The organism is Stenotrophomonas maltophilia group sp. Smal17, assembly GCF_030237045.1.
GTDB classification, from domain to species: Bacteria; Pseudomonadota; Gammaproteobacteria; order Xanthomonadales; family Xanthomonadaceae; genus Stenotrophomonas; species Stenotrophomonas forensis.
The window spans coordinates 27684-50030 of the sequence record NZ_JASJSU010000027.1 but is presented as its reverse complement, the minus strand read 5'-3'; the positions used below and the strand labels follow the sequence as shown (position 1 = coordinate 50030).

Sequence of the window (22347 nt, the reverse complement as noted above, 5' to 3'; positions counted from 1 at the left end):
GTTGCGGGAGTGTCCGCGGCATGGATGCTGCGGCCAAGCCCCCAAGGACGGGTTTACGACGTCTCCCGCAACCGGACCCACCCCGCCATACCGCAGGAAACCAGCTTGTGCTGTTGCTTCGGCTGTTGATGTTGCCTTGGCTTGAAGCGGGTGCAGGGCGCAGCCCTGCCGATAACCCCATTCAGGCAGGTAAGTGCAGGTCACAGGATAAGCAGACGCCTTGTTGCTGCCATCGAACAGGTCCACATTCCTGTGCAGGAGACGGGCCACTGCCCGTCGTCGAGACACCAGGAGACCTGCATGTCCGTTGCCCCCAGCACTGCCATTTCCCGCGATCCGGCCACCGGCCAGCTCATCGCCAGCCATCCCTTCGCCACCGACGCCGAACTGGAGGCGATCCTCGATCGCGGCCAGGCCGGCTTTGCCGCCTGGAGCGCAACCAGCCTCGAACAGCGCGCCGGGGTGCTGCGCGCGATGGCTGGTGTACTGCGCCGCGACCGCGACGCGCTGGCCGCGCTGGCCACCGCCGAGATGGGCAAGGTCCAGGCCGAAGCGTTGGCCGAGATCGAAAAGTGCGCCGTGCTGTGCGACTGGTACGCCGACCACGGCGCGCAGTTCCTGCGCGACGAGCCGACCCAGGTGCCCGACGACAAGGCCTACGTGTCCTACCTGCCGTTGGGCGTGGTGCTGGGCATCATGCCGTGGAATTTCCCGTACTGGCAGGTGATGCGCGCCGCGGTGCCGATCCTGATGGGCGGCAACGGCTTCCTGCTGAAGCCGGCCGAGAACATCGTGGGTACCGCGCAGCTGCTGGATGCGGCCTGGCGTGATGCCGGGTTGCCGGACGGCACCTTCATCGCCGCCAACATCAGCCGCGAGGGCACCAGCCGCGCGATTGCCGATGACCGTATCGCTGCGGTGACCCTGACCGGCAGCGTGGCGGCCGGTCGCAGCATTGCCGCCCAGGCCGGACAGGCGCTGAAGAAGGTGGTGCTGGAGCTCGGTGGCTCCGATCCGTTCATCGTGCTGGCCGATGCCGATCTGGATGCCGCCGTTGATGCCGCAGTGGCCTCGCGCTTCCAGAACACCGGGCAGGTCTGCATCGCCGGCAAGCGCATCATCGTTGAAGACGCGGTCTACGACCGGTTCGTGGCGCAGTTCTGCCAGAAGGTGCAGGCGCTGACCATTGGCGATGGCCGCGACCCCGGCAGCCGCATCGGCCCGATGGCGCGCCAGGATCTGCTTGAGCAGCTTGATGCGCAGGTGCGCGCCTCGGTGGAGGCCGGTGCGCAGCTGCTGGTCGGTGGTCACCAGCTGCAGCGCCCGGGTGCGTTCTATGCCCCCACCGTGCTGGCCGGCGTGGCGCCGGGCATGCAGGCCTTCGATACCGAGACCTTCGGGCCGGTGGCCTCGATCAGCCGCGCGCGCGATGCCGATCACGCGGTGGAACTGGCCAACCAGAGCGAGTTCGGCCTCAGCGGCAACCTGTGGACCGGCGACCGCGAGCGCGCCATGCAGCTGGCGCGCCGGCTGCAGACCGGCGGCGTGTTCGTCAACGGCTTCTCGGCGTCCGACCCGCGCGTGCCGATCGGCGGCGTGAAGAAGAGCGGCTTCGGCCGCGAGCTCTCGCACTTCGGCATCCGTGAATTCGTCAACGCGCAGACGGTGTGGTTCGACAAGCCTTGACGCGCGGCTCTCATCCTTCCTGCAACGATCCACCATCAGTCCAGCGAAAAGGACGGCATTCCAATGTCCAAGGGTTCAGACCTGCTCGTCGCCGCGCTTGAGAACGAAGGCGTCGAGCGTATTTTCGGCATCCCCGGCGAAGAAAACCTCGACGTGGTCGAGTCGCTCCGCCATTCCAGCATCGAGCTGGTCGTCACCCGCCATGAGCAGGCGGCGGTGTTCATGGCGGCCACCTATGGGCGCCTGACCGGCAAGCCCGGCGTGTGCCTGGCCACGCTTGGCCCGGGCGCGCTCAACTTCACCACCGGCGCGGCGTATGCGTTGCTGGGTGCGTGGCCGGTGATCATGATCACCGGGCAGAAGGGCATCGTCGCCAGCAAGCAGGCGCGCTTCCAGATCGTCGACATCGTCAGCACGATGAAGCCGCTGACCAAGCAGGCACGGCAGATCGTCTCGGCGCGCACCATCCCGACCATTGTCCGCGAGGCGTTCCGCGTGGCCCAGGAAGAGCGGCCGGGTCCGGTGCTGCTGGAACTGCCGGAAGACATCGCGGCCAACGAGGTCGAGGGCGTGGCATTGATTCCCCCGCACGCGGTGGAACGCCCCATTGCCAGCCCGGAGGCGCTCGACCGTGCGGCGGAGATCATCCGCAACGCCAAGCGTCCGCTGCTGATGATCGCTTCGGCGGCGTCGCGGCCACAGTCCAGCGAAGCGCTGTCAGCGTTCGTGCTGCGTGCCGGCATTCCGTTCTTCACCACGCAGATGGGCAAGGGCGCGGTCGCCGGTGGCTCGGGCCTGTACATGGGCACCGCGGCGCTGACCGAGCGCGATTACGTGCACATGGCGATCGACCAGGCCGACGTGATCGTCACCATCGGCCACGAGGTCACCGAAAAGCCGCCGTTCGTGATGCGCCCGGGCGGCCCGACCGTGATCCATATCGGCTACTCGCAGGCAGCGGTGGAACAGGTGTACTTCCCGCAGGTGGAGGTGATCGGTGATATCGGCCGCGCGCTGACCCAGCTGGCCGACCGCATCGAGGGTGCGGTGCCGAACGCCGATGCGCTGCTGCCGCTGCGCGCGACCATCCTGGAGCACATCGCCGACCGTGCCGAGGAGGAAGCGTTCACCCCGCAGCGGCTGGTGCACGACGTCCGCCAGGTGATGCCACCGGACGGCATCGTGGCGCTGGACAACGGCATGTACAAGATCTGGTTCGCGCGCAACTACCGCACCCAGGTGGCCAATACGCTGCTGCTGGACAACGCGCTGGCGACGATGGGCGCGGGCCTGCCTTCGGCCATCATGGCCTCGATCCTGTACCCGCAGCGGCGGGTACTGGCGGTGTGCGGGGATGGCGGTTTCATGATGAACAGCCAGGAGCTGGAAACGTCGCGCCGGCTGGGCCTGAACCTGGTGGTGCTGATCCTCAACGACGGCGCCTACGGGATGATCCGCTGGAAACAGGCGGTGGATGGTTTCACCGACTACGGCATGACCTTCGGCAACCCGGATTTCGTCAAGTACGCCGAGGCCTATGGCTGCAGGGGCCATGAGGTGACCGCCATCGAGCAGTTCATCCCGACCCTGGAAGCGGCGTTCAATGAAGGTGGGGTGCACCTGGTGTCGGTGCCGATCGACTATTCGGAGAACGAGCGGGTGCTGGTGGACGAACTGCGCCAGGCGTTCCCCGGCACCCGCTGACGCCGGCGCCGCGCGGCCCGGTAGGTGTCGACCTTGGTCGACACACGAAGCGCCAACCAAGGTTGGCGACTACCGGGGCTTGTCGGCGCGAACCAGGGTTGGCGGCTACCGGGCGGGGCCGCCAGGGGCCGGGGCAGGGCGGTTTTGGTATGCTGTGGAACCGGCTGTGCCGGGCGCAGCATCCCCCCTCACTACACGATTCCCGCAGATCCATGAGCGAAGCTACCGATACCCCCCCCGTCGACGAAAACAAGTTGATCGCCGAGCGCCGTGAGAAACTCAAAGCGCTGCGTGGGCAGGGCATCGCGTACCCGAACGACTTCCGTCGCGAGGACTTTGCCGGACGGCTGCAGGAAGAATTCGCCGATGCCGAGCAGTGGACCGCCGAGGCCCTGGAAGGCAACGGCCGCCAGGTGAAGATGGCCGGCCGCCTGATGGCCAAGCGCATCATGGGCAAGGCCAGCTTTGCGCAGATCCAGGACGAATCCGGCCGCATCCAGCTGTTCCTGCAGGGCTCCGTGCTCGGCGATGCCTACACCGCCTTCAAGGGCTGGGACGTGGGTGACATCATCGCCGTCGAAGGCGGCCTGACCCGTACCAAAACCGGCGAGCTGTCGGTCAAGGCCGAATCGATCCGCCTGCTGACCAAGTCGCTGCGCCCGCTGCCGGACAAGTGGCACGGCCTGGCCGACGTCGAGCAGCGTTACCGCCAGCGCTACGTCGACCTGATCGTGACCCCGGAGTCGCGCGCGGTCTTCATCAAGCGCTCGAAGATCATCCGCGCAATGCGCGCCTGGCTCGACAACCGCGACTTCCTGGAAGTCGAGACGCCGATGATGCATTACATCCCCGGCGGCGCGGCGGCCAAGCCGTTCACCACCCACCACAACGCGCTGGACCTGGACCTGTACCTGCGCGTGGCGCCGGAGCTGTACCTCAAGCGCCTGACCGTGGGTGGCCTGGAGCGCGTGTACGAGATCAACCGCAACTTCCGCAACGAAGGCGTCAGCACCCGGCACAACCCGGAATTCACCATGATGGAGCTGTACGAGGCCTATGCCACGTACAACGAGATCATGGACCTGACCGAAGGCGTGATCCGTGACGTCGCCAGCGCTGTCAACGGCACCACCGAAGTGGAGTGGGACGGCGCGAAGATCGACCTGGGCCCGGCGTTCCGCCGCTGGCGCATGGACGAAGCCGTGCGCCACCACAACCCGGAGATCTCCGCCGCCGACTGCACCGATCGTGAGGCGCTGCTGCGCCATTGCGAGCGCCTGAAGATCAAGGTCAAGCCGTCCTACGGCTGGGGCAAGCTGCTGCTGGAGATCTTCGAAGCCACCGTCGAGCACACCCTGATCCAGCCGACCTTCATCACCGATCATCCGGTCGAGGTCTCGCCGCTGGCCCGTGCCAACGACAACGATCCGGGCTACACCGACCGCTTCGAGCTGTTCGTCAATGGCAAGGAGCTGGCCAATGGCTTCTCGGAATTGAATGATCCGGAAGACCAGGCCCAGCGCTTCCAGGCCCAGGTGGCCGCGAAGGAAGGTGGCGACGACGAGGCGATGCATTACGACGCCGACTACATCCGTGCGCTGGAGTACGGCATGGCCCCGACCGGCGGCCTCGGCATCGGCGTCGATCGCCTGGTGATGCTGCTGACCGGCAGCAGTTCGATTCGTGACGTGCTGCTGTTCCCGTACATGCGTCCGGAGCAGTAAGCCGTCTTTCTGACTCCTGATTGTGCGCGCCGTCGCGAAACGAGACGGCGCGATTGACGCGTCCCGCACTCGGCGTATCGTTAATGCACTACCTTGACGCCTGTTATGGCTTGATCGGCGCCAGGGGGATGGTGCATTGTGGAGCGTCCGCTTCACAATGTGATGACGATCATGAACCGGGACGTATGACACGGGAGTCAGGCCGATGCAGGGTGCGAGCGTTCGCAGCGGCAGAGTATCCTCGCCTGCTGATGATCCAGCATGGTCGAGAAGCCAGGCAGAGTACGCGTTGAACATCGTCATTGTTGATGATCAGACGTCCGCGCGGACGATGCTGCGTCATGTCATCGAGGACATCGCGCCGGAACTGAGCGTGTATGACTTTGGTGACCCGCTGACCGCGTTGGCCTGGTGCGAGGCGCATCCGGTCGACCTGCTGCTGCTCGATTACCGCATGCCGGAGATGGACGGGCTGGAGTTCGCCCGCCGTTTCCGCCGCCTGCCCAAGCACCGCGATATTCCCGTGATCCTGATCACCGTTGTTGGCGACGAGCCGATCCGGCAGGCGGCGCTGGAAGCGGGTGTCATCGATTTCCTGGTCAAGCCGATCCGCCCGCGCGAACTGCGCGCGCGCTGCTACAACCTGTTGCAGCTGCGCCAGCAGACCGAGAACGTGAAACAGCGTGCGTTGTCGCTGGAACAGCGGCTGCTGGCCAGCATGCACGAGGTCGAGGAACGCGAACGCGAAACCCTGTCGCGATTGGCCCGTGCGATCGAGTTCCGTGATGCCGGCACCAGTGCCTATCTGGAACGCATGGCGCGGGTCGCCGGACTGATCGCCGAGCAGCTCGGCCTGCCCGAGGATGACGTCAAGCTGATCGAGATGGCGGCGCCGCTGCATGACATGGGCAAGATCGCGATTCCCGATGCCGTGCTGCTCAAGCAGGGCAAGCTCAACGACGAGGAGCTGGCGATCATGCGCCGGCACCCCAGGATCGGCCATGAACTGCTCAGTGGCAGCCAGAACCGCTTCATCCAGGTCGGCGCATTGATCGCACTGCGCCATCACGAGCGCTATGACGGCAGCGGTTACCCGGACGGCCTGGTGGGCGAGGCCATTCCCCTCGAGGCGCGGATCGTGGCCGTGGCCGACGTGTTCGACGCCCTGATTTCGCCCCGTCCGTACAAGGAAGCATGGACCATGGAAGCCACGCTGGCCTATCTGTATGCCCAGCGTGGCCGGTTGTTCGACCCGCGCTGCGTGGATGCGCTGATGCGCGGCCACTCGCAGCTGATGGATATCTGCGCCCAGCACTCGACGGCATCGACGCGACCGGGTGGGTGACATGCAGGACCTGTTCGCACGCGTGAGGCGCAAGCTGGCGCAGCGTCCGGATTCGGAGCATGGCCAGGCGATCGTGCGGATGGTGCTGATCTCGCTGATCCTGGTCTATGTGCTGTTGTCGGGCGCCCGCCTGCATCGGCTCGAGCAGTACCAGGGCGTGCTGGCGACGGTGTTGACCGGGCTCGGCCTGTCGCTGCTGCTGTTCGGCTGGCTGCTGTGGAAGCCGGGCCGCTCGGACCCGCGACGGGTGGCCGGGATGCTGGCCGACTACGGGTTGATCGCGATCGGCATGATCCAGATGGGCGAGCCGCTGGCCTGGGTGTATGCCGTGGTGATGTGGGTGACGGTCGGCAATGGGCTGCGCTTCGGCCCCCGCTACCTGGCCGCTGCCATCGCGTTGGCAATGGCCAGTTTCGGTGCCACCGTGCTGTTGACCCCGTACTGGCGGGCCAACCCTGGCCTGGCCCTTTCCCTGTGGCTGGGACTGCTGGCGGTGCCCCTGTGCTGCTCTTCCCTGCTGCGCCGAAGGATGCGACATCCGACCATGGATACCACCCCCGCCGCCGCCACCGTCTCGCGTTCGCTGCTGGCCCGCTTCAGGCAGCGCCTGTCCGGGCGCGAAGACAGCGAACACGCGCAGAACCTGATCCGCATCGTCATCACTGCACTGTTCATCAGCTACCTGGGCTGGCGCTCGCTCAGCGGCGGCGGTGAAGCACTGACGGCCACCTGGCTGATCCTGGCCTTCGAACTGACCATCTCCGCCGGCCTGCTGGCGGCGATCCTGGTGCATCCGGGCGTGTCGCATGTGCGCCGGGTGATCGGCATGCTGACCGACTACACCTGCATGGCCTGGATCATGACCATCCAGGGCGAGCCGGCGGCACCGTTGTACGCGGTGATGCTGTGGGTGACGATCGGCAACGGCATGCGCTACGGCAGTACCTATCTGCGCGTGGCCACCGCGATGGGCTGCTTGGCCTTCCTGTGCACGGTGATGCTGTCGCCGTACTGGCGGGGCCACGACTATCTGGGCTGGGGCCTGCTGCTGGGCCTGGGCGCGATCCCGCTGTACTTCGACTCGTTGCTGCACGCACTGACCCGCGCCGTGGCCGAAGCACGCCAGGCCAACGAGGCCAAGAGCCGCTTCCTGGCCAACATGAGCCACGAGTTCCGTACACCGCTGAACGGCCTGGCCGGCATGACCGAAGTGCTGGCCACCACCCGCCTGGACGATGAGCAGCGCGAATGCCTGAACACCATCCAGGCCTCGACCCGCAGCCTGTTGGCGCTGGTGGAGGAGGTGCTGGACATCTCCGCGATCGAGGCGGGCAAGGTGCGGGTGGAGTGGCACGAATTCGCGCTGGCCGATGTGCTGCAGGCGATCAACCTGATCCTGACCCCGCAGACCCGCTCGAAATCGCTGGACTACCGCGTGCAGGTGGACGAGAACGTGCCGCCGCGCCTGCTGGGCGACGCCGGCCATCTGCAGCAGATCCTGCTGAACCTGATGGGCAACGCGGTCAAGTTCACCGACAGCGGCTACGTGCAGTTGCACGTGTCCAGCCCTGATGCGCTGGGCAGCGAGCGGGTACGCCTGCGCTTCGAGATCGTCGACAGCGGCATCGGTGTGCCGGTGGCGCTGCGCGGCCGCCTGTTCAATGCATTCGAGCAGGGCGATGTCGGCCTGGCCCGCCGCCATGAGGGCACCGGCCTGGGTACGGCCATTGCCAAGGGCCTGGTGGAGTCGATGGGCGGCCAGGTCGGTTACGCCCCGAACAGCCCGCGCGGCAGCGTGTTCTGGGTTGAAATCACGCTGGACGTTGCAGATCCCGTGGCGGCGCCGGTGGCGGCGTCCGAGGTGGCCGAAGCCGGCAACGTCATTGCGTTCTCCAATCCGTTCCTGCGCCATCGGGCACGGGTGCGCAGCCTGCGGGTGCTGGTGGCCGATGACCATGAGGCCAACCGGATGGTGCTGCAGCGCCTGCTCGAGAAAGCCGGCCACAAGGTCACCTGCGTCAATGGTGGCGCCGAAGTGCTCGATGCGCTTGAGCAGGCAAGCTACGACGCGGCGATCGTCGACCTGCACATGCCCGGCATGAGCGGCCTGGACCTGCTCAAGCAGCTGCGGGTGATGCAGGCCAGTGGCATGCCCTATGTGCCGGTGATGGTGCTCAGTGCCGATGTCACCCCCGAGTCGATCCTGCGCTGCGAACAGGCGGGCGCGCGCGCGTTCCTGGCCAAGCCGGTGGTCGCCACCCGGCTGCTGGAAGTACTGGCCGACGTTGCGGCCAATACCCGTGCCGAAACCGGCATCCAGTCGGTGCCCGCCTTGCCGGTCGGCGATGGCGTGCTCGACACCGCCGTGCTGGACGAGCTGGCTGCGCTGGGCATGGGCGATGGCTTCGAACGCAAGTTCATCGACCAGTGCCTGGCGGATGTCGACGCCAGCATGGGCCAGCTGCAGGCCTGCGGTGAGCGCCAGGCCTGGGAAGACTTCCGCGAGCATGCCCACGCTTTGCGGGGTGTGGCGAGCAACCTGGGACTGGTCCAGGTTGCCGCCTCCAGTGGCGAGATCATGCGCATGGCGGACTGGCAGCTGAAGGGCGAGTGGAACACCCGGCTCGGCAACCTGTCGGCCGCCCTGCGCAACGGCAGGAATGCGCTGGCTGCGCGTAGTGCGGGGGCACCGCACCGCGACGACAGTGAGCGCAGCCCGTCCTGAACCGCCGGGCTGTCAGGCCGGGTCGCCATTGCGCCGGGCCTGCGCCCGCACCAGCCGATCCATCGTACGCAGGGACTTCTCGCCAAGCTGCATGGCGGTGTCGACCCAGATCTCGGTGATCCGCATCATTTCGTGCAGCGGCACCATGGTGGCGATCTCGTTGACTTCACGCATCGCCGCCCAGGCGTGCGGAATCCGCTTGCTGTCCTTGATCACCTGTTCCACTGCGGCGACGCCTTCTCCGACCGGCACGACGATGTCCACCAGGCCCATCTCCTTGAGCTGGCGGGCCGTGTAGAGATTGCCCTCCAGCATGATCTTCTCGGCCAGGCGCGGGCTGATCCGCTGGCACAGGAAGGAGTAGGCGCCCATGCCGGGGAACAGGTCGAACAGCACCTCCGGCAGGCCCATCAGTACGCCTTCCTCGGCAACGATGGTGTGGCAGCTCAGCGCCGCTTCGAAGCCGCCGCCGAGTGCATTGCCCTGGACCAGTGCGATGCTGTGCGCGCGGGCGCCAAGACCGGCATGGAAGGCATGCACGCCGCGCACGCAGCGCTGCGCGTAGTCAAGCAGGCGGGCGCGATCCCCTTCGCGGATCAGGCGGCAGAACAGTTCGAGATCGCCGCCCAGGTTGAACACGTCGCTGTCCGAGGCCAGAACGACATGGGGTGACAGAACATGCGAGGCGCTGAGACGATCGCCCAGTTCGCGCTGGTAGTCGACGATGTCATCGACCAGGCGCGAAGCGAAGCACGGCCGGCCCGGCTGGTTGACCAGGTTGGCGTGCATGTGGATCCAGTAGACATTCCGCTCCAGTTCCTCGGTGATACGCAGGGTAGGGTGCTGGGCGGGGCGGGTGATGATGGGGCGTACTGCGGACATGGAAGTTCTCCGTGTGACCGTCCGGCCAACCGCAGAGCGGACGGAGAAGAGTGAGGGGGCGAGCTGAACGTGCGGCGGCGACTGATTCTATGCACCCGTCGTGAACCGCCCGCAAGCGCTGGGCCGGCCATGTTCCGGCAATGAAAAGGCCCCGCCGTCGCCGGCGGGGCCCCTGTTCTGCCTGCTTGCCCGCAAACCCTTACTGGGCGGGCGTATCACGCAGCTCGCGACGGAGAATCTTGCCGACGTTGGTCTTCGGCAGCTCTTTTCGGAATTCTACGATTCTGGGGTGCTTGTATCCGGTCAGGTTTGCCCGCGCGTGCTCCTTGACCATTTCGGCGGTCAGGTTCGGGTCCTTCTTCACGATCACGACCTTCACCACTTCGCCGGATTTCTCGTCCGGAACGCCGACTGCGGCCACTTCCAGCACGCCCGGCATCATCGCGATGACGTCCTCGACCTCGTTCGGGTACACGTTGAAGCCGGACACCAGGATCATGTCCTTCTTGCGGTCGACGATGTAGAAGAAGCCGTGCTCGTCCATCTTCGCCATGTCGCCGGTGTGCAGCCAGCCGTCGGCGTCGATGGCCTTTTCGGTTTCATCCGGGCGCTGCCAGTAACCCTTCATCACCTGCGGGCCCTTGATGCACAGCTCACCGACTTCGCCCAGCGGCAGGATGTTGCCGTTGTCGTCCTTGATGCAGGCATCGGTAGACGGGATCGGCAGGCCGATCGAGCCGTTGTACTCGGGCAGGGTGAGCGGGTTGATGCAGGCCGCCGGCGAGGTTTCGGTCAGGCCGTAGGCCTCGACCAGGGTGACGCCGGTGGTCTTCTTCCAGCGCTCGGCCACCGCGCGCTGCACCGCCATGCCGCCGCCCAGGGTGAACTTGACCGAAGAGAAATCGATCTCGTCGAAGCCGGGGGTGTTGAGCAGGCCGTTGAACAGCGTGTTGACGCCGGTGATGGCGGTGAAGCGGGTGCCCTTCAGCTCCTTGACGAAGCCCTTCATGTCACGCGGGTTGGTGATCAGGTGGTTGCAGCCACCGAACTTCATGAAGACCAGCCCGTTCGCGGTCAGCGCGAAGATGTGGTACAGCGGCAGGGCGGTGATGATGACTTCCTTGCCCGGCTCGATGCCCGAGGTGGACAGCCACGCCGACGCCTGCTGCATGTTGGCGATCAGGTTGCGGTTGGTCAGCATCGCGCCCTTGGCCACGCCGGTGGTGCCGCCGGTGTACTGCAGGAAAGCGATGTCGTCGTGGTCGATCTCGACCTTCGGAAGCGCGTGGCGGCTGCCCAGCTTGAGCGCCTGTTTGAAGCGGACCGCGCCCTTGACGTGGTAGTTGGGCACCATCTTCTTGATGTACTTCAGCACGAAGTTGACGATCGCACCCTTGGCGCCGAGCAGGTCGCCCAGGCCGGTGGTGATCACGTGCTTGACCGGCGTGTCGGCGATGACCTGCTGGACGGTGTCGCCGAAGTTGTCGACCACCACCAGCGCGCTGACACCGGCATCGACCAGCTGGTGCTTGAGTTCGCGTGCGGTGTACAGCGGGTTGACGTTGACCACGGTGAGGCCAGCACGCAGCACGCCGAAGGTGGCCACCGGGTACTGCAGGCAGTTGGGCATCATCAGGGCGACGCGGTCACCCTTCTTGAGCTTGAGCTCGCCCAGCAGGTAGGCGGCGAACTGGGTGACCAGCGCATCGGTCTCACCATAGGTGATGACCTTGCCGAAGCTGGAGTAGGCGGGACGGTCGCGGAATTTCGCGACGGAGGCGTCGAAGACCGAGGCGACCGAATGGAACTCGTTGACGTCGATTTCGGCGGGAACGCCTTTCGGATAGCTCTGCAGCCAGGGACGATCCAGACTCATATTCCCCCTCCAGGAATCGTGATGTATTAGGTTCCGGCCCTGAGCGTATCGACAATGGCCGGTCATTGCAGCATACCCCGCCGTAGGGAAAACGCGAAGAGGGGTTCGCGGAGGCGGCAATGGTAGGTGCCGACCCTGGTCGGCACAGGATCCGGAAACGGCAACGGTAGATGCCGACCTTGGTCGGCACAGGATTCCGAGGGGGGGCTTGGATCAGTGCCCACCAAGGTGGGCACCTACCGGTCTGGGGCTGCTCAGCCCTGCTTGCGCACCGGTGCGCCGTTGGCCTTGTAGTACGGCGCGGTGCTGCGGGCGAGCGGGGTGCGGCCGCGGATCACGTCGGCCAGCTTCTCGGCCATCATGATGGTCGGCGCGTTGAGGTTGCCGGTCACCACCTGCGGCATGATCGAGGCATCGACGATGCGCAGGCCTTCCAGGCCGTGCACGCGGCCCTGGCCATCGACCACCGCCATCGGATCATCGGCGTGGCCCATCTTGTTCGAGCAGGACGGGTGGTAGGCGGTCTCTGCATGCTCGCGCACGAACGCATCGATCTGCGCGTCGGTCTGCAGCGCGCTGCCGGGCGAAATCTCGCGGCCGCTGTACGGTGCCAGCGCCGGCTGCGCGAAGATCTCGCGGGTGATGCGGATCGCCGCGCGGAATTCGCGCCAATCCTGGTCATGCGACATGTAGTTGAACAGGATGCTGGGATGTTCGCGCGGGTCCTTGGAGCGCACGTGGATGCGGCCGCGGCTGGGCGAGCGCATCGAGCCCACGTGCATCTGGAAGCTGTGCGCCTTGATCGGGTTGGAGCCGTTGTAATTGATCGCCACCGGCAGGAAGTGGTACTGCAGGTTCGGCCAGTCGAACTCGGCGTCGCTGCGGATGAAGCCGCCGGCCTCGAACTGGTTGCTGGCGCCGATGCCGGTGCCCAGGAACAGCCACTCGGCGCCGATCGCCGGCTGGTTGTACAGCTTCAGCGCCGGGGCCAGCGACACCGGCTTCTTGCACTCGTACTGCAGGTACATCTCCAGATGGTCCTGCAGGTTGGCGCCGACGCCCGGCAGGTGGTGCACCAGGTCGATGTCGAGGCTGCGCAGCAGGTCGGCCGGGCCGACGCCCGAACGCTGCAGGATCTGCGGCGAGGCGATGGCGCCGCCGCACAGCAGCACTTCGCGGCGCGCGGTGGCGCGCTGCGGCTGGTCGTTGTGCAGCCACTGCACGCCCACCGCACGCTTGCCCGAGAACAGGATGCGGTCGGTCAGCGCGTGGGTGACGATGGTCAGGTTCGGGCGCGGCTTGGCCAGGTCCAGGTAGCCGCGGGCGGTGCTGGAACGGCGGCCCTTCGGGGTCACCGTGCGGTCCATCGGGCCGAAGCCTTCCTGCTGGTAGCCGTTGAGGTCGTCGGTGCGCGGGTAGCCGGCCTGCACGCCGGCCTCGACCATCGCCGCGAACAGTTCGTTGTTGCCGGCCTTCGGCGTGGTCACGCGCAGCGGGCCGTCGCCACCGTGGTAGTCATTGGCGCCGATGTCGCGGGTTTCCGCCTTGCGGAAGTACGGCAGGCAGTCCAGGTAGGTCCAGTCTTCCAGGCCCGGCATGCTGGCCCAGTTGTCGTAGTCCATCGCGTTGCCGCGGATGTAGCACATGCCGTTGATCAGCGACGAGCCACCCAGGCCCTTGCCGCGGCCGCAGTCCATGCGGCGGTTGTTCATGAAGGGCTCGGGATCGGTCTTGTACGCCCAGTTGTAGCGCTTGCCCTGCAGCGGGAAGGCCAGCGCGGCCGGCATCTGGGTACGGAAGTCGAGCCGGTAGTCCGGGCCACCGGCTTCCAGCAGCAGCACGCTGACATCGGCATCTTCGGTGAGGCGGGTGGCCAGCACGTTGCCGGCCGAACCGGCGCCGATGATGATGTAGTCGTACTCGTTATGGGTGCTCATGGGTGTCTCCTGCAGGCCGGGGCGCGCTGCATGCAGGCGTCCCGGCGGAATGTCGGATCGGCACGGTGGCCGGACGATGGGGCGCGCTCAGGGCGCGCCGATCAGAACACGCTGGCGTAGTCGCCCAGCTCGACCTGCACCGACTTGATGCGGGTGTAGTGGCCGAGGGTGGAGATGCCGTTCTCGCGGCCGACGCCGGATTCCTTGTAGCCGCCGACCGGCATTTCGGCCGGCGATTCACCCCAGGTGTTGATCCAGCAGATGCCGGCTTCCAGGCGGTGGATGATGCGGTGGGCGCGGCTGACGTCCTTGCTGACCACGCCGGCGGCGAGGCCGAAGGTGGTGTCGTTGGCACGGCGCACCACTTCGTCTTCGTCGTTGTAGGCGAGGATGCTCATCACCGGCCCGAAGATCTCTTCGCGGACAATCGTCATGTCATCGCGGCAGTCGGAGAACACGGTCGGCAGCACGTAGGCACCGTTGGCCAGCGCACCTTCAGTGGCACGGCCACCGCCGGTCAGCAGGCGGGCGCCTTCGGCCTTGCCGCTTTCGATGTAGCGCAGCACGTTTTCCATGTGCGGGAAGCTGGTCAGCGGGCCGAAGTTGGTCTCGGCGGCCATCGGGTCGCCGATGCGGATGCGCTTGACGCGCTCGACAACAGCGGCTTCGAACGCGGCCAGCATGCTGCGCGGCACGAACACGCGGGTGCCGTTGGTGCAGACCTGGCCGGAGCTGAAGAAGTTGGCCATCACCGCGATATCAGCGGCGCGGTCGAGGTCGGCGTCATCGCAGATCACCAGCGGCGACTTGCCGCCCAGCTCCATGGTCACTTCCTTCAGCGACGAAGAGGCGGCACTGGCCATGACCTTCTTGCCGGTGGCGACGCCACCGGTGAAGGAGATCTTCTCGATCACCGGGTGCTCGGTCAGCCACTGGCCGATCTCGCGGCCCGGGCCCTGCACGACGTTGAACACGCCGGCCGGCACGCCGGCTTCGGTGTAGATCTCGGCCAGCCGGATCGCGGTCAGCGGGGTCACTTCGGACGGCTTGAACACCATTGCGTTGCCGGCAGCCAGGGCCGGGGCCGACTTCCACATGGCGATCTGGATCGGGTAGTTCCACGCGCCGATGCCGGCGACCACGCCCAGCGGCTCGCGGCGGGTGTAGAAGAAGCTCGATTCGCGCAGCGGCAGCTGGATGCCTTCGATGGCGGTGGCCAGGCCGGCGTAGTACTCGACCACGTCGGCACCGGTGACGATGTCCACGGTGGTGGTCTCGGCCAGCGCCTTGCCGGTGTCCAGGGTTTCCAGGTGGGCCAGCTCATCATTGCGCTCGCGCAGGATCTCGACCGCACGGCGCAGGATGCGCGAACGCTCCATGGCGGTCATCGCGGCCCACACCTTCTGGCCTTCGGCCGCGCTCTGCACGGCGCGCTCGACGTCGGCCTGGCTGGCGACCTGCACTTCGGCGATCACCTCACCGGTGGCCGGGTTCACCGACTTGAAGGTCTTGCCGCTGGTGGCATCGACGCGCTGGCCGTGGATGTACAGCTGTTGGACGGGCAGGGTGGTCATGGGGGCGTACTCCTTGGAAGGGGGCGGGTGCTGAAGCGCTTATAGCGCGACAGCCTGCAACTGGAAGTCGATGTAGCCGTAAGCGATGCGCCGGGACTTCTCGGCATTGAACTGGCCGCCGACCAGGCTGCCGCGCAGCCACAGGCCGTCGATCATCGCGGCCAAGCCGCGGGCGGCCAGGCGGGCCTGCGGGTGGGGCAGCAGGCGGTTGAACTGGTGGCACAGGTTGGAGAACAGGCGCTGGTCGTTGGCGCGCTGCAGCCGGGCCAGTTCCGGCTGGTGCATGCTCGCGGCCCAGAAGGTGAGCCAGACGCGCATGGCGGTGCCGTTGATCTGGCTGTCATCGAAGTTGCCATCGACGATGGCACGCAGCTGGTCGCGCGGGTCATCGCCGACGTCAGCGCGGTAGCGCGCAACGGCGTCCTTCAGTTCACGCAGGATCTGCCGCATTGCAGCATTGAGCAGGCCGTCCTTGTCGCCGAAGTAGTGGGCGACGATGCCGCTGGACAGCCCTGCCTTCTTCGCGATGGTGGCGACGGTTGCATCGGCCATGCCGATCTCGTCGATGGTCTGGAAAGTGGCCCGGATCAGCTGCTCGCGCCGTACCGGTTCCACGCCTTTCTTCGGCATTGTCTCTCCACGGATTGCGACCCGAAGGATCGGGCTGCCCGCCATTATGCTTTTTATTGATTGAACGCTCAATCAATAAACCCTAGGATGCGCTCGCGCCCCACGCCATGGGCCCGGTTTACCGGTCCGGCCCCGCCCATGTGCTCCCTCGGACTTGATGAGACGACCCCATGTCTTCCCTGGCTCATCCCAAGCGTTCGCCCCTGCGCTTGAACCGTTTTGTGTTCTTCAGTTCCTCGGTGTCGATCGGCATCCTCGGGCTGCTCACCGTTCTCTATCCCGAAGGCAGCGAGCACTGGCTGCAATGGGCGCAGGCCGAGGTGTCGGCGGCGTTCGGCTGGTGGTACATGCTGCTGATCGTGCTGTGCCTGGGCTTCGTGCTGTGGCTGGCGTTCTCGCCGTATGGCCGCATCCGCCTGGGCCACAACGAGGAATCGCCGGCCTTCGGCTACGTGCCCTGGGTGTCGATGCTGTTCTCGGCCGGCATCGGCATCGCGCTGCTGTACTACGGCGCCTACGAGCCGCTGGATCACTTCCTCAATCCGCCCGGGCAGCCCGGCGGTACCGTGGCCGCCGGCCGCGAGGCGATGGTGCTGACCTTCCTGCACTGGGGCCTGCACGGCTGGGCGCTGTACGCGCTGGTGGGCGTGGCGCTGGGTTATTTCGCCTACCGCCGTGACCTGCCGCTGGCGCTGCGCTCGGCGCTGTACCCGATCTTCGGTGAGCGCATCCATGGCCGCATCGGCGACATGGTCGATGGTTTCGGCATCCTTGCCACGCTGATCTCGATGGTGACCAACCTCGGAATCGGCGCGCTGGTGGTGCAGTCCGGCCTGGTCTACCTGTTCCACATTCCGGACACGCCACAGGTGCTGGTGGCGATCGTGCTGGTGATGATGGTGGTGGCCACCATCGGCGTGGTGGCGGGTGTGGAGAAGGGCATCGCCTGGCTGTCCAACCTCAACGTGCGCCTGCTGTGCGGGCTGCTGCTGTTCGTGCTGGTCACCGGCCCGACCCTGCACCTGTTCGACGGCCTGATCCAGAACACCGGCGACTATCTGGGTGCGTTCGTGCGCAAGAGCTTTGACATGTACCTCAACGACCCGAAGGGCCGTGAGTGGATGGGCTCGTGGACGCTGTTCTACTGGGCGTGGTGGATCGCCTGGGCACCGTTCGTGGGCCTTTTCGTGGCGCGCATCTCGCGTGGCCGCACCATCCGCGAAGTGATCATGGGCGTGCTGCTGATCCCGCTTGGCTTCACCCTGGCGTGGCTGTCGATCTTCGGCAATACCGCCATCGACCTGGTGCTCAACCACGGCCAGGCGGTGCTGGGCGAGGTGGCCCAGCACGATGCAGCGATGACGCTGTTCAAGCTGCTGGAATACCTGCCCGCCGCGCCGTACGTGGCCGGTGCCGCAGTGGTGATCGGCTTCGTGCTGTTCCTGACCCCGGTCGATTCGGGCACGCTGATGATTGCCAACCTGTGTACGCGTCGCGTTGATGATGGCGTGGAGGATGGCCATGACGCACCGATCTGGCTGCGCGTGTTCTGGGCGGCCGGCATCACCGTGGCCAGTGTCGGCCTGCTGCTGGCCGGCAACTTCAGTGCGATGCAGACGGCGGTGGTGCTGTGCGGCCTGCCGTTCTCGTTCACCCTGGCGTTCTACATGTGGGGCCTGCTGAAGGCGCTGCGCACCGACCCGGACGCACCGCGCCGGTGACCGGGCATCTGGCACGTATCCCGACGTTGCCGGAGACGCAGTAGCGCCAGGCCATGCCAGGCTGCGAAGAAACCAGAAGGGCCGGATCCGCGAGGACCCGGCCCTCTTGTTGGATGGCCGACCAGCAGTCGACGCCACCCAGGGTGAAGCGTTCGCTGCTGGACAGCTGGAGGCACCCGGCCGCACGGAATTTCGTAGCACTCTGAAAGACAGGCAGGGCCGTTCGCGGTAATCATCGTTCAACGATCCATTTCCGGAGTTGAGCAATGGTCCGAATCCTGAGCTGTGCGTTGATGGTCTCGCTTTCGATGAGTGCGCATGCGGTGCCGGGCGCGATGGTGCAATTGAATTTCCCGGTGATCGCGCTGGGTGAAACGGCAGAACTGAACCTGCAGTTGGCACCACATCCGGGTGGGCTGGTGACCTATTCGATCCACACCAATGTCCATGCCAGCGAGGAGAGCAGCGGCTACCGGGTGCTGGATGTGCGCTGCCCGCCGGGCTTCCTCTCCAACGTCTACCAGGGAAACGCCGGTGCGGTGTGCTATCGCATCGAGGATACGCCGCATCCCGCCGGTGAGATGTCGGTGACAGTGTTCAAGGAGGATGCGCCGGATGGGCATCTTGAGTGGGAGGAAGGCCTGTGGTCGCTGGACACCATGGGCCCCGCGGTGAAAACGTCGTGGCACCTGTTCGGCGTGCGGCCCTGATCTGGAGGGTTGACGCGTGACCTGGTGCCGGCGGGACGGTGTGCAGACGAAAAAGGCCGGATCCGTGAGGATCCGGCCCTTTTGTCGGGTAGTCGACCAACAGCCGACGCTACCGGGAGCGGAGCGTCACTTGCCGGCCAACTGGCGCAGCACGTACTGCAGCAGGCCACCATGACGGAAGTATTCGACCTCCTTCGGGGTCAGCAGCATCACTGAAACCTCGAAGGTCTTCTTCGTGCCATCGGCCTTGGTGGCAGTGACCGTGGCGCGCTTGCTGGCGCCATCCTGCAGGCCGGTGATGTCGATCACTTCCGAGCCGTCCAGGCCCAGGCTCTGCGCGTTCTCGCCATTGCGGAACTGCAGCGGCAGCACGCCCATGCCGACCAGGTTGGAGCGGTGGATGCGCTCGAAGCTTTCGGCGATGACCGCCTTGACGCCGAGCAGCAGGGTGCCCTTGGCCGCCCAGTCACGCGACGAGCCGGTGCCGTATTCCTTGCCGGCCAGCACCACCAGCGGCACCTTGTCAGCCTTGTACTTCATGGCCGCATCGTAGATGGCCAGCTTCTCCGGCTGGCCACCGCCGGCCGGGTAGTACAGGGTGTTGCCGCCTTCCTCGCCACCGAACATCAGGTTCTTGATGCGGATGTTGGCGAAGGTGCCGCGGACCATCACGTCATCGTTGCCGCGGCGGCTGCCGTAGCTGTTGAAGTCGGCCGGCTGCACGCCGCGTTCCTGCAGGAAGCGGCCTGCCGGCGAGTCCTTCTTGATGTTGCCGGCCGGGGAGATGTGGTCGGTGGTGATCGAATCGCCGAACAGGCCCATCACGCGTGCGCCGTGCACGTCATCGATGCTGCCGGTCTGCATGGTCATGCCATCGAAGTACGGCGGGTTCTTGATGTAGGTGGAGGCGTCGCTCCACTCATACAGGTTGCCGTCCGGCGAGGCGATGGTGTTCCAGCGGGTGTCACCCTTGAACACATCGGCATAGTTCTGCTTGAACATCTCCGGGCCGATGGTGGCGGCGATGACGTCGCCGATTTCCTTGTTGCTCGGCCAGATGTCGCGCAGGAACACCGGCTGGCCATCGCTGCCGGTACCCAGCGGCTGGGTGGTCAGGTCGATGTCGGTGGTGCCGGCGATGGCGTAGGCCACCACCAGCGGCGGGCTGGCCAGGTAGTTCATCTTCACTTCGGGATGCACGCGGCCCTCGAAGTTGCGGTTGCCCGACAGCACCGAGGTGACCACCAGATCGCCGGCGGCGATGCCGGCGCTGACTTCGGTGGGCAGCGGGCCGGAGTTGCCGATGCAGGTGGTGCAGCCGTAACCGACCACGTAGAAGCCGATCTTCTCCAGCTCCTTCAGCACGCCGGCCTTTTCCAGGTAGTCGGTGACCACGCGCGAGCCTGGGCCGAGCGAGGTCTTCACCCACGGCTGGCGGTTCAGGCCCTTGGCCGCCGCGTTGCGCGCCAGCAGGCCGGCGCCGATCATCACCGCCGGGTTGGAGGTGTTGGTGCACGAGGTGATGGCGGCGATGACCACTGCGCCATCCTTCAGCCGTACCTTGCGGTTCTCGATCTCGATGTCGGCGAAGCCCTTGGCCAGCTGCTCGTTGCCGACCGCCGCACCGCCGCCTTCATTGACGAACGAGGACACATCCTCGCTGCGCTTGTCGCGGTTGGCGGTCATGCCCACCAGCGCTTCGCGGTAGTTCTTCTGCACGTCTTCCAGCAGCACGCGGTCCTGCGGGCGCTTCGGGCCCGCCAGGGAGGGCTTCACCGTGCCCATGTCCAGTTCCAGGGTGGTGCTGTACTGGGCATGCGGGCTGCCGGGCTCGTGCCATAGGCCCTGCGCCTTGGCGTAGGCCTCGACCAGGTTGATCTGCTCTTCGCTGCGGCCGGACAGGCGCAGGTAGTTCAGTGATTCGGCGTCGATCGGGAAAATGCCGCAGGTGGCGCCGTATTCCGGGGCCATGTTGCCGATGGTGGCGCGGTCGGCCAGCGGCAGGTGCTGCAGGCCGTCACCGTAGAACTCGACGAACTTGCCGACCACGCCCAGCTTGCGCAGCATCTGGGTGACGGTCAGCACCAGGTCGGTGGCGGTGGCGCCCTCGGGCAGCTTGCCGGTCAGCTTGAAGCCCACCACCTGCGGGATCAGCATCGACGACGGCTGGCCGAGCATGGCCGCCTCCGCTTCGATGCCGCCCACGCCCCAGCCGAGCACGCCGATGCCATTGATCATCGTGGTGTGGCTGTCGGTGCCGAACACGGTGTCCGGATAAGCGATGGCCGTGCCGTCCTTGTCGGCGGTCATCACCACGCGGGCCAGGTTTTCCAGGTTCACCTGGTGGACGATGCCGGTGTTGGGCGGCACCACCTTGAAGTTGTCGAAGGCCTTCTGGCCCCAGCGCAGGAAGCCGTAGCGTTCCTGGTTGCGCTGGAACTCGATCTTGCCGTTGAGGTCCAGCGCATCGGGCTTGCCGAACACATCGACCTGCACCGAGTGGTCGATGACCAGTTCGGAGGGAATCTGCGGGTTGATCTGCTCGGGCGAGCCGCCGAGCTTGACCACGGCGTCGCGCATCGCGGCCAGATCGACCACGCAGGGCACGCCGGTGAAGTCCTGCAGGACCACACGCGCCGGCATGAAGGCGATTTCGGTGTCCGGCTCGGCGGACGGATTCCAGCGGGCCACGGCTTCGATGTGGTCCGGGCCGACGGTGGCGCCGCCGTCCTCATGCCGGAGCAGGTTCTCCAGCAGGATCTTCATCGAGTAGGGCAGGTGGGAGATATCGAAGCGCTGGCCCAGCGTGGGCAGGCTGAAGTAGTCGTAGGTCTTGCCGCCGACGTTCAGCTGGCTGCGGGTGGAGAACGAATCGCTCATGCGGGGTAACTCCTTCTTGCGGATGGCTTGCAGTGGCTCGCGCATGGGCGGGCCTGCTTGCGGTCGCCGCGGGCCTGGTGGCCCCGGTGGTTCCAGTATGAACCCGAAACTGAATGGATTCACCCGGACCGGGGCCGGGCCTGCGGCATCGGTTCCAGACTACAGGGGAAGGTGTATGGCGTATGTCACGTTTGTGGCCGATCCTTTGCGAGGCAAGGGCTGGCGGGGTGCCGGTCCGGGTCAGGGTGGAAGTATGCCCGGGGAAGTATGTATAATTTGTGCATACTCTGGAGGGCCTACCGATGGAAGCCACTGTTGCAGAACGCGGACAGATCACCCTGCCCAAGGCGGTGCGTGATGCCCTCGGCCTGACCAAGGGCACGCTGCTGAAGGTCGAGCTGGACGGCAGCCGCATCATCCTGCGCAAGAGTGTTGACGATGCCATTTCACGGGCGCGCGGCAAGTTCGCGCTGGATGGCTTCGAATCGTCCGACGCGGCCGTGCGTTCGGTCCGCGACGAGGACTGACCGGTGATGATCGCCGTCGATTCGCCGGTGCTGGTCGAACTGCTCAGCAATGGCCCGCAGGCCGATGCGGTGGAAGCCATCCTGCGGCAGAGCCTGGTCGGCGGCCGCGTGGTGGTCTGTGGCGCGACCCTGGCCGAGGTCTGCGCCTCGCTGCGCGGCGGTGCCGAGGTGCTGGAAGCGCTGGAAGAGATGGGCGTGCATTTCAACCCGATGGAAGCCAAGTCGGCGCTGCGCGCCGGCGAGATGCATCGCCGCCACCGCCAGCGCAGTGGCAGCCGCCGCAGCCTGGACGAATTCATGGTCGGCGCCCACGCACTGCTGCAGTGCGACGGCCTGATCACCTGGAACGACACGTTTTACCGCGACTACTTCAAGGGCCTGAAGCTGATCGTGCCGCAAGCCTGAGCCCACTTTTGTTTTTTCAAC

General features: G+C 66.0%; 15 protein-coding genes. 9 read left to right on the top strand and 6 right to left on the bottom strand.

Features of this window, described 5'->3' with window-relative positions; translation table 11 throughout:
• The first annotated feature begins 300 nt into the window (after positions 1-300).
• The 5 genes from QRO93_RS09685 (at position 301) to QRO93_RS09665 (ending at position 9184) form a co-directional block, all read left to right on the top strand.
• Complete coding sequence (locus QRO93_RS09685; protein ID WP_180878101.1) at positions 301-1686, top strand: NAD-dependent succinate-semialdehyde dehydrogenase; 1386 nt, start codon at positions 301-303, stop codon at positions 1684-1686.
• 63 nt (positions 1687-1749) lie between these two features.
• The gene (locus tag QRO93_RS09680) at positions 1750-3390 is read left to right on the top strand and encodes an acetolactate synthase large subunit (protein WP_180878100.1); all 1641 of its coding nucleotides are present in this window, start codon (positions 1750-1752) and stop codon (positions 3388-3390) included.
• A 212-nt stretch (positions 3391-3602) separates the two neighbouring features.
• Positions 3603-5114, top strand: a complete 1512-nt coding sequence (lysS, locus tag QRO93_RS09675) for a lysine--tRNA ligase (protein ID WP_180878099.1) — start codon at positions 3603-3605, stop codon at positions 5112-5114.
• A 205-nt stretch (positions 5115-5319) separates the two neighbouring features.
• Positions 5320-6459 carry a two-component system response regulator gene (locus tag QRO93_RS09670; protein ID WP_053449649.1) on the top strand — a complete coding sequence of 380 codons (1140 nt, stop codon included), beginning with the start codon at positions 5320-5322 and terminating at the stop codon, positions 6457-6459.
• A 1-nt stretch (position 6460) separates the two neighbouring features.
• Entirely contained in the window at positions 6461-9184 is a 2724-nt protein-coding gene (locus QRO93_RS09665; protein ID WP_080374908.1) for a response regulator, read from the top strand.
• Between the two features lie 12 nt (positions 9185-9196).
• Here the strand turns inward: QRO93_RS09665 and QRO93_RS09660 are convergent, their stop codons facing one another.
• The 5 genes from QRO93_RS09660 to betI form a co-directional block, all read right to left on the bottom strand.
• On the bottom strand, positions 9197-10066 hold the full coding sequence (locus QRO93_RS09660) for a crotonase/enoyl-CoA hydratase family protein (RefSeq protein WP_053449650.1): 870 nt from the start codon (positions 10064-10066) through the stop codon (positions 9197-9199).
• Positions 10067-10265: 199 nt separating this feature from the next.
• Entirely contained in the window at positions 10266-11942 is a 1677-nt protein-coding gene (locus tag QRO93_RS09655) for a long-chain fatty acid--CoA ligase (protein WP_053449651.1), read from the bottom strand.
• Between the two features lie 254 nt (positions 11943-12196).
• Positions 12197-13879, bottom strand: a complete 1683-nt coding sequence (gene betA / locus QRO93_RS09650) for a choline dehydrogenase (RefSeq protein ID WP_006441623.1) — start codon at positions 13877-13879, stop codon at positions 12197-12199.
• A 101-nt stretch (positions 13880-13980) separates the two neighbouring features.
• Positions 13981-15453, bottom strand: coding sequence for a betaine-aldehyde dehydrogenase (gene betB / locus QRO93_RS09645; RefSeq protein ID WP_285304126.1), 1473 nt, complete (start codon positions 15451-15453; stop codon positions 13981-13983).
• Positions 15454-15492: 39 nt separating this feature from the next.
• The gene (gene betI / locus QRO93_RS09640) at positions 15493-16083 is read right to left on the bottom strand and encodes a transcriptional regulator BetI (RefSeq protein WP_049455864.1); all 591 of its coding nucleotides are present in this window, start codon (positions 16081-16083) and stop codon (positions 15493-15495) included.
• Positions 16084-16253: 170 nt separating this feature from the next.
• Between betI and QRO93_RS09635 the strand changes: the two genes are divergently transcribed.
• On the top strand, positions 16254-17804 hold the full coding sequence (locus tag QRO93_RS09635) for a BCCT family transporter (RefSeq protein ID WP_006441902.1): 1551 nt from the start codon (positions 16254-16256) through the stop codon (positions 17802-17804).
• A gap of 266 nt (positions 17805-18070) precedes the next feature.
• Positions 18071-18514, top strand: a complete 444-nt coding sequence (locus QRO93_RS09630; RefSeq protein ID WP_180878093.1) for a hypothetical protein — start codon at positions 18071-18073, stop codon at positions 18512-18514.
• Between the two features lie 126 nt (positions 18515-18640).
• Here QRO93_RS09630 and acnA read toward each other — a convergent pair whose 3' ends face one another.
• Positions 18641-21394, bottom strand: a complete 2754-nt coding sequence (acnA, locus tag QRO93_RS09625; RefSeq protein WP_180878092.1) for an aconitate hydratase AcnA — start codon at positions 21392-21394, stop codon at positions 18641-18643.
• Positions 21395-21696: 302 nt separating this feature from the next.
• Between acnA and QRO93_RS09620 the strand changes: the two genes are divergently transcribed.
• Together QRO93_RS09620 and QRO93_RS09615 are read left to right on the top strand one after the other, a co-directional pair.
• Positions 21697-21921, top strand: a complete 225-nt coding sequence (locus QRO93_RS09620; RefSeq protein WP_008268694.1) for an AbrB/MazE/SpoVT family DNA-binding domain-containing protein — start codon at positions 21697-21699, stop codon at positions 21919-21921.
• Between the two features lie 6 nt (positions 21922-21927).
• Entirely contained in the window at positions 21928-22326 is a 399-nt protein-coding gene (locus QRO93_RS09615; RefSeq protein ID WP_008267153.1) for a type II toxin-antitoxin system VapC family toxin, read from the top strand.
• Positions 22327-22347: the final 21 nt, after the last annotated feature.

Coding starts and splice junctions, on each gene's coding strand:
- QRO93_RS09670 (WP_053449649.1), top strand. CDS start 5,320: ATGCAGGGTGCGAGCGTTCGCAGCGGCAGAGTATCCTCGCCTGCTGAT.
- QRO93_RS09665 (WP_080374908.1), top strand. CDS start 6,461: ATGCAGGACCTGTTCGCACGCGTGAGGCGCAAGCTGGCGCAGCGTCCG.
- QRO93_RS09660 (WP_053449650.1), bottom strand. CDS start 10,066: ATGTCCGCAGTACGCCCCATCATCACCCGCCCCGCCCAGCACCCTACC.
- QRO93_RS09635 (WP_006441902.1), top strand. CDS start 16,254: ATGTCTTCCCTGGCTCATCCCAAGCGTTCGCCCCTGCGCTTGAACCGT.
- acnA (WP_180878092.1), bottom strand. CDS start 21,394: ATGAGCGATTCGTTCTCCACCCGCAGCCAGCTGAACGTCGGCGGCAAG.
- QRO93_RS09655 (WP_053449651.1), bottom strand. CDS start 11,942: ATGAGTCTGGATCGTCCCTGGCTGCAGAGCTATCCGAAAGGCGTTCCC.
- betA (WP_006441623.1), bottom strand. CDS start 13,879: ATGAGCACCCATAACGAGTACGACTACATCATCATCGGCGCCGGTTCG.
- QRO93_RS09615 (WP_008267153.1), top strand. CDS start 21,928: ATGATCGCCGTCGATTCGCCGGTGCTGGTCGAACTGCTCAGCAATGGC.
- QRO93_RS09630 (WP_180878093.1), top strand. CDS start 18,071: ATGGTCCGAATCCTGAGCTGTGCGTTGATGGTCTCGCTTTCGATGAGT.
- lysS (WP_180878099.1), top strand. CDS start 3,603: ATGAGCGAAGCTACCGATACCCCCCCCGTCGACGAAAACAAGTTGATC.
- betB (WP_285304126.1), bottom strand. CDS start 15,453: ATGACCACCCTGCCCGTCCAACAGCTGTACATCCACGGCCAGCGCGTC.
- betI (WP_049455864.1), bottom strand. CDS start 16,083: ATGCCGAAGAAAGGCGTGGAACCGGTACGGCGCGAGCAGCTGATCCGG.
- QRO93_RS09685 (WP_180878101.1), top strand. CDS start 301: ATGTCCGTTGCCCCCAGCACTGCCATTTCCCGCGATCCGGCCACCGGC.
- QRO93_RS09620 (WP_008268694.1), top strand. CDS start 21,697: ATGGAAGCCACTGTTGCAGAACGCGGACAGATCACCCTGCCCAAGGCG.
- QRO93_RS09680 (WP_180878100.1), top strand. CDS start 1,750: ATGTCCAAGGGTTCAGACCTGCTCGTCGCCGCGCTTGAGAACGAAGGC.